The sequence below is a fragment of the Amycolatopsis orientalis DSM 43388 genome, from assembly GCF_000411975.1.
GTDB lineage: Bacteria > Actinomycetota > Actinomycetes > Mycobacteriales > Pseudonocardiaceae > Amycolatopsis > Amycolatopsis orientalis_D.
Genome location: NZ_ASXG01000100.1, coordinates 1 through 6,695, shown reverse-complemented (window position 1 = coordinate 6,695; position 6,695 = coordinate 1). Strand labels below are relative to the sequence as shown.

The window sequence follows — 6,695 nt, the reverse complement described above, 5'->3', positions numbered from 1 at the left end:
TCCCGCCTTGACAAGCACCCGCCGTCCGTCAGCACAATCAAGCTTCGGGGTGCCCCACGCCCCTCACCACAGCAATGTCGCCCGCCAGGGCGACGAGCCGAAACCAAACCCTCACCGCCGCCGAAAAGCAGCCTCAATAACCTCCCACCGCTGCAAGTTGTGCCGAGCATCAGCCAACGCGTCGTGCTGATCCCCCGGCGCGGCCGGCAACTTGGGCTTCCCCGCGTCCTCCCACCGCTGCCGCAGATCCCGGGTGAACCGAGGCAACTGCCGAGGCAACGCCGGCATCGGCCCCCACAGCTGCGCCAGCGCCACATGGTCATACGCCGCGAACCAGGCCCACAGCTCGATCCCGCCGGGCGGCTTCCCGAAGAACTCGAGCAGGTCGGTCCGGATCCGCTCCCGGCTCCGCCAAGCGGGATCCGCGGGAGACGGCAGCTTGGGCAGCACGTTCTCCCGGACCCAAGCCCCGGCCCGTCCGGGATCGAAATCGGTGGACACGGCGTAGAACTCGCGTCCGCGCTCGTCAACGACACCGATCGACACGAGGTCAATCGTCACGCCGTCCTCAATAAATTCGGTGTCGTAGAAAAAACGCACCGGGGAACTCTAGTAGGGCGCTACCCGGCCTTCGTCTCCGGCACCCGGTCGGCGTCGGCGGCCCGCACCTGGGCCGGCACCGCGGGCTTGACCCCGGCGGCCTCGGCGGCGAGCAGTTCCTTGGCCTTGGCCGCGTAGATGTCGACGTACTCCTGGCCGGACAGCTCCATCAGCGCGTACATGATCTCGTCGGTGATGGACCGCTCGATGAACCGGTCGCCGGCCAGGCCTTCGTAGCGGGAGAAGTCGAGCGGCTCGCCGAAGCGCACCTCGAGCCGTCGCGGCCACCACATCCGGGAGCCGATCGGGTTGACCTTGTCCGTGCCGACCATCGCCACCGGGATCACCACGGCGCGCGATTCGAGCGCGATCCGGGCGACGCCGGTTTTGCCCTTGTACAGCCGCCCGTCCGGGGAGCGGGTGCCCTCCGGGTAGATGCCGAGCAGATGGCCGTTCTTGACCAGCTTGATCGCGGTGTCGAGCGCGGCCTGCGCGGCGTTGCCGCCGGAGCGGTCGATCGGGAACTGGCCGACGCCGGTGAAGAACCACTTCTTGAGCAGGCCCTTGAACCCGGGTTCGGTGAAGTACTCGGACTTCGCCGGGAAGGTGACCTTGCGCTTGACCCGCAGCGGCATGAAGAACGAATCGGCGACCGCGAGGTGGTTCCCGGCGAGGATGGCGCCACCCGTCTCGGGGATGTTTTCGGCGCCGACGACTTTGGTGGGCCACAGCGTCTTCAGCAGCGGCCCGATGAACACCCACTTCATCAGCCAGTACAGCACCGGGTTCCAGTCCTTTCCTGCCGCGCGGGCCCCGGCAGGTCAGGGTACGGAACGAGGACGGGCCCGCACAACGCGAGAGCGGACGGTCACCCGGGGGCAGCGACCGATCTCACAGCGGGACCGAAGGATTCTCGCTTCCGCGAGTGGGGCCCACAACCCGGCTTCGGCGTGAGAGCATGGGAGGACTCCACCGCTTCGATTCGGAAGGGCGTTCGTGATGGGCGTGCTCGCCGGCGCGGAACCGTTCTCCCACCCGGGTTCCTCCGGGGCCGGCTTCCTGCTCTGCCACGGATTCACCGCGACGCCCGACGGCATGCGCACCTGGGGCGAGCACCTCGCCGCCGAGGGCTTCGCGGTGCGCTGCCCGCTGCTTCCCGGCCACGGCACGCACTGGCGGGACCTGAACCGGACGACCTGGCAGGACTGGTACGGATGCGTCCGCGAGGCGCTGCTGGCGCTGCGCGCGGACTGCGACCAGGTGTTCGTCGGCGGGATGTCGATGGGCGGCACGCTCGCCCTCCGCCTCGCCGAGGAGTTCGGCTCGGACATCTCCGGCCTCGTGCTGGTCAACCCGTCGGTCACCCGGCTGAGCCTGGACGCCAAGGTGCTGCCGCTGCTGTCGCGAGTGGTCCCCTCGATCCGCGCGATCGGCAACGACATCGCGAAGCCCGGCGAGGTCGAACTGGCCTACCCGCGCACGCCGGTGCGGGCCGCGGCGAGCCTCGCCCGGCTGTGGAAGATCGTGCGCGCCGACCTGCCGAAGGTGACGCAGCCCGTGCTGCTGCTGCACTCGCGGGTCGACCACGTCGTCGAACCCGAGAATTCGCGGATAGTGCTGGACAGCATCTCGAGCACGAACGTGACCGAGGTGGTGCTGGAGAACAGCTTCCACGTCGCGACGCAGGACCACGACGCGGACCTGATCTTCAGCCGCAGTGTCGAGTTCGCCCGGAAGCTGCGGGCGGGACAGGTGGGTGCCGGATGAACCGGGGGAAAGGCGCGGACGGGCCCGAGGACGTCGACGCCACGTTCGCCGAGATCGTGGCCGACCTCCGGGCCGAGGGCGTGGGCGTGTTCCTGGACGAGGATCCGTTCTCCGGCGCCGGCCCCGCATCCGCCGAACCCGACGCGTCCGCCGGAGCGGAAACCGACGCGGGCCAGGCCAAGCCGAAGCCCGCAGCGGACCCGCCGGCGCCGTCCGCTCCCCCGTCGCCGGAGGGCTGGCGCACCGGCGGCACCGACTGGGACACCACGATGTTCTCCGGCGACCCGGCCGAGGACGACGAGCACTACGTGCCGCCGGAGCCGCCGCCGCTGCCGCGCTGGCGCAAAGGCGCGTTCGTCGTGCTGCTGTTCTTCGTCGTCGGGCTCCTGCTGCTGATCGTGCCGAACCTGATCGGAGTCGGCCCGGCGCTCGCCACGCCGCTCGGCATCCTCTCGCTCGCCACCGGCATCGCGCTGCTCCTGCTGCGCGTGCGCCAGGGCCCGCCGCCGGGCGCGGACCCCAGCAACGGCGCCCAAGTCTGACCGGGCGGGCATGCGGATCGACTTCCGGGCGTCGCGGCGTTCCACCGTCGGCGCGGAATGGGAACTCGCGCTGGTGGACCGGCGCAGCGGCGAACTGCGATCGGTCGCCGAGGAACTGCTCGCCGCGGTCCGCCCGGACGGGCAGGCCGAGCATCCCCGGATCAAACAGGAACTGCTGCTCAACACCATCGAGGTCGTCAGCGGCGTCTGCCGCACGGTCGCCGAGGTGAAACACGACCTCGACGAGGCGCTGGACGAGGTGCACCGGGTCGCCGACCCGCTGGGCGTCGAGGTGTTCTCCGCCGGCTCGCACCCGTTTTCCTCGTGGTACCGGCAGAAGGTGACCGACAAGGAGCGCTACGCCAAACTCATCGACCGCACCCAGTGGTGGGGCAGGCAGATGCTGATCTACGGCGTGCACGTGCACGTCGGGCTCGACCACCGGGACAAGGTGCTGCCGGTGCTCGACGGGCTGCTGCGCTACGCGCCGCACCTGCAGGCGCTGTCGGCTTCGTCGCCGTACTGGTCCGGCGAGGACACCGGGTACGCCTCGAACCGGGCGCTGATGTTCCAGCAGCTGCCGACCGCCGGGCTGCCGTTCCAGTTCCGCGAATGGGCGGAGCTGGAGGGCTACGTCGAGGACATGTTCACCACCGGCGTGATCGACCACTTCTCCGAGATCCGCTGGGACATCCGCCCGGCCCCGCATTTCGGCACCATCGAGATGCGCGTGTGCGACGGGCTGCCGACGCTGCAGGAGGTCGGCGCGATCTCGGCGCTCACGCAGTGCCTCGTGGACGACTTCAGCTCCCGTCTCGACAAGGGCGAAACGCTGCCGGCGCTGCCGCCGTGGCACGTGCAGGAGAACAAGTGGCGCGCCGCCCGCTACGGCCTGGACGCGATCGTCATCCTCGACGCCGCCGGACGCGAACGCCTCGTCACCGAAGACCTCGCCGAACTGCTGGACCGGCTCGAACCGGTCGCCAAGCGGCTGGACTGCGCCCGCGAGCTGCGCGATGTCGAGAACATCCTCCGGGTCGGCGCGAGCTACCAGCGGCAGCGGGCGGTGGCGAAGCAGTACAACGGATCTTTGAAGGCAGTGGTCGCCGCGCTGGTCACCGAGATGCGCGACGGCGTCCCGCACGCTTAGCCGCGGTTGTTCCAGGAGGCAGCGATGTCGCATACGTTCCGCACGGTCGTCGAGCTCAACGGCAAAACCGCCACCGGTTTCCGGGTCCCGGCCGAAGTCGTCGAGGCGCTCGGCCAGGGACGGCGGCCGAAAGTCCGGGTGGGCATCGGCCCGCACACCTACCGCAGCACGGTCGCGGTCTACTCCGGCGACTTCATGCTGCCGCTCAGCGCGGCGAACCGGGAGGCAGCCGGGGTCGCCGCCGGGGAGACGGTCGAGGTCACGCTCGAAGCCGACCTGGCCGAGCGGACCGTCGAGCTGCCGGACGACCTCGTGGCCGCTTTGGCGGAACGAACCGGCGCACGGGCCGCGTTCGACAAGCTTTCCTTTACCGCGCAACGGGAACGCGCCGAAGCTGTCACGTCGGCCAAGCGCGCCGAGACGCGGGAGCGGCGGATCGCGAAGATCGTCGCCGAACTGGCCGGGGACGGGCTCCCCTAGCCCACCGTCACGCCGGGTCTGCCGAAGCCGCCGAGGACGGTGTCGACGACGCGGGTGGCCAGCGCGTCCGGGTCGGCGGAGTCCTGGTCCTGCGCTGCTTCGTGGATGAGCGCGCAGTACACGCGGCGCGCCCAGACCAGGTCGACGCCGGGACGCAGCGCGCCGCTTTCCTCCAGCCGGCGGAAGAAAACGTCGCAGTGGGCGAGCACGTCCGGGGTCAGGACGCCTTCTTCCGCCGGGTTCGCGTTCATCGCGAACCCCCACCGGAGCTTGACGCGCAGCACGTTCGCGGTCACCTGGTAAAGCGCGACCAGCGGCGGCGTGACGTCGGGCCGGACACTGTCGAGCGCGTTGCGGAACTGCTCCGTCGCCCACCGGGTCATGGCGTCCACCAGCGCGTCCCGGCTGGCGAACCGGCGGTGCACGGTCGTCCGCGAGACGCCGGCGGCCGCGGCGATCTGCTCCATGGTCGCCGCCGGGTTGTCGCTGAGCACTCGTTCGGCGGCCTCGAGGATCGCCTGGGCCGTCCGTTCCGAGTCCGCGCGCAGGGCCCGTTTCTCCATGCTTTCCAGTTTACGTCATGGTTGCTGTTCGGTATTTAGTTGCGACATCTATGTTGCAACTGCTAAGTTAGCTGCATCGTCTTTGACTCGACTTGGGGGTTTTCACATGGACCTGAAGCTGACCGGCAAGACCGCAGTCGTCACCGGAGCGAGCCGGGGAATCGGGCTGGCCACGGTTTTCCGCACTGATCGGCGAAGGAATGCGCGTGGTGGCCGGAGCCCGGACGATCACGCCGGAATTGAAGGAAACCGGCGCGGCGCCGGTCGCGGTGGACCTCGCCACGCCCGACGGTCCGGGACGGTTGATCGAGCAGGCCGTCGCGGAACTCGGCGGGTTGGACGTCCTGGTGAACAACGTCGGCGGCGGAGACAGCGCACGCGGGCAGGTCGGCGGTTTCTTGTCGCTCGCGGACCAGCACTGGACGGAGTTGCTGGAGCTGAATTTCCTCGCCGCGGTCCGGGCTTCTCGCGCCGCGCTGCCGCATCTGATCGAACGCCGGGGCGCGATCGTCACGGTGTCCTCGAACGGCGCGCGGATGCCGCATTCGGGCCCGATCGCTTACACCACCGCGAAAGCCGCGCTGACCGCGTTCGGAAAAGCACTGGCGGAGGAGTTCGGGCCGCAAGGCGTGCGGGTCAACACCGTCTCGCCCGGGCCGGTTCGCACCGCGCTGTGGGAAGGTCCAGACAGCTACGGTGCCGAGCTGGCCTCGTCGATGAGCTTGTCGCAGAAGGATTTGCTGGCCGGACTGCCCGCCGGTGCCGGAATGCTGACCGGACGACTGATCGAACCGGGCGAGGTGGCCACGCTGATCGCGTACCTGGCGTCGCCGCTGGCAGGGAGCATCACCGGGACGGACCACCTGGTGGACTCGGGTTCGGTGAAGACGGTGTGACGGCTGGCTGAGCCGCGGGGAGCCGACCGGGCGCACGAAGAGGCGAACGCCCGGAACACCGCCGAGCGGCAGGAAGCAGGCCTGCCCGCTTTACCACCCAGCGGCACGAAACAGGCACACCCGCCCCGGGCCTGCTTCACCGCCCAGCGCCACTAACCAGCCACACCCGCACGGCACCCGCTCCACCGCCCAGCGGCGCAAAACAGTGACACCGCATGGCAGCCACTTCTCACTGCCCAGCACCACGAAACGGCCGCCCCACGCAGCGCCCGCTTCACCGACCAGCGGCACCAAACGACCACGCCCGCGCAGTACTCGCTCCACCGCCAAACGCCACGCACCAGCCAGACCCGCACGGCATCCGCTGCACCGCCCAGCGGCGCAAAAGCGCACGCTCCGCGCGCGAGAAACCACACCCACGCGGTGCCTGCTTCACCGCCCAGCGGCGCAAAAGCGCACGCTCCGCGCGCGAGAAACCACACCCACGCAGTGCCTGCTTCACCGCCCAGCGGCGCCAAACAACCACACCCGCACGGCAGCGCTTCTTGCTGCCAGCGCCAGAACGACCGCGCCCGCGCAGCACCCGCTCCACCGCCAAACGCCACGCACCAGCCACACCCGCCCCGGGCCTGCTTGGGTCTGCCCAGGCTTCGGTTGACACCGGAGCTGACTGTTTCTCAGGCCGCTGCTGCGGTGG

General features: G+C 69.8%; 8 protein-coding genes. 5 read left to right on the top strand and 3 right to left on the bottom strand.

Features of this window, described 5'->3' with window-relative positions; genetic code table 11:
* Positions 1-111 precede the first annotated feature (111 nt).
* Both L942_RS20080 and L942_RS20075 read right to left on the bottom strand, forming a co-directional pair.
* The gene (locus L942_RS20080; protein ID WP_009075260.1) at positions 112-600 is read right to left on the bottom strand and encodes a polyadenylate-specific 3'-exoribonuclease AS; all 489 of its coding nucleotides are present in this window, start codon (positions 598-600) and stop codon (positions 112-114) included.
* 20 nt (positions 601-620) lie between these two features.
* Entirely contained in the window at positions 621-1,382 is a 762-nt protein-coding gene (locus L942_RS20075; RefSeq protein ID WP_037362609.1) for a lysophospholipid acyltransferase family protein, read from the bottom strand.
* Positions 1,383-1,599: 217 nt separating this feature from the next.
* Between L942_RS20075 and L942_RS20070 the strand changes: the two genes are divergently transcribed.
* Genes L942_RS20070 through L942_RS20055 form a run of 4 tightly spaced genes read left to right on the top strand, consistent with a single transcriptional unit; the run spans position 1,600 to position 4,539 of the window.
* Complete coding sequence (locus tag L942_RS20070) at positions 1,600-2,367, top strand: alpha/beta hydrolase (protein WP_037362608.1); 768 nt, start codon at positions 1,600-1,602, stop codon at positions 2,365-2,367.
* Complete coding sequence (locus tag L942_RS20065; RefSeq protein ID WP_037362607.1) at positions 2,364-2,909, top strand: hypothetical protein; 546 nt, start codon at positions 2,364-2,366, stop codon at positions 2,907-2,909. The genes L942_RS20070 and L942_RS20065 overlap by 4 nt, the downstream gene beginning before the upstream one ends.
* Positions 2,910-2,919: 10 nt before the next feature.
* Entirely contained in the window at positions 2,920-4,059 is a 1,140-nt protein-coding gene (locus L942_RS20060; protein WP_037362606.1) for a glutamate--cysteine ligase, read from the top strand.
* 24 nt (positions 4,060-4,083) lie between these two features.
* Positions 4,084-4,539 (top strand): YdeI/OmpD-associated family protein, encoded by a 456-nt coding sequence (locus tag L942_RS20055; protein WP_037362605.1) that lies wholly within the window; start codon positions 4,084-4,086, stop codon positions 4,537-4,539.
* On the opposite strand, the gene L942_RS20050 is transcribed toward L942_RS20055, so the two are convergent.
* Complete coding sequence (locus L942_RS20050; RefSeq protein ID WP_037362604.1) at positions 4,536-5,102, bottom strand: TetR/AcrR family transcriptional regulator; 567 nt, start codon at positions 5,100-5,102, stop codon at positions 4,536-4,538. The genes L942_RS20055 and L942_RS20050 overlap by 4 nt on opposite strands.
* A 206-nt stretch (positions 5,103-5,308) precedes the next feature.
* Between L942_RS20050 and L942_RS20045 the strand changes: the two genes are divergently transcribed.
* Entirely contained in the window at positions 5,309-5,998 is a 690-nt protein-coding gene (locus L942_RS20045) for an SDR family oxidoreductase (RefSeq protein WP_326929350.1), read from the top strand.
* Positions 5,999-6,695: the final 697 nt, after the last annotated feature.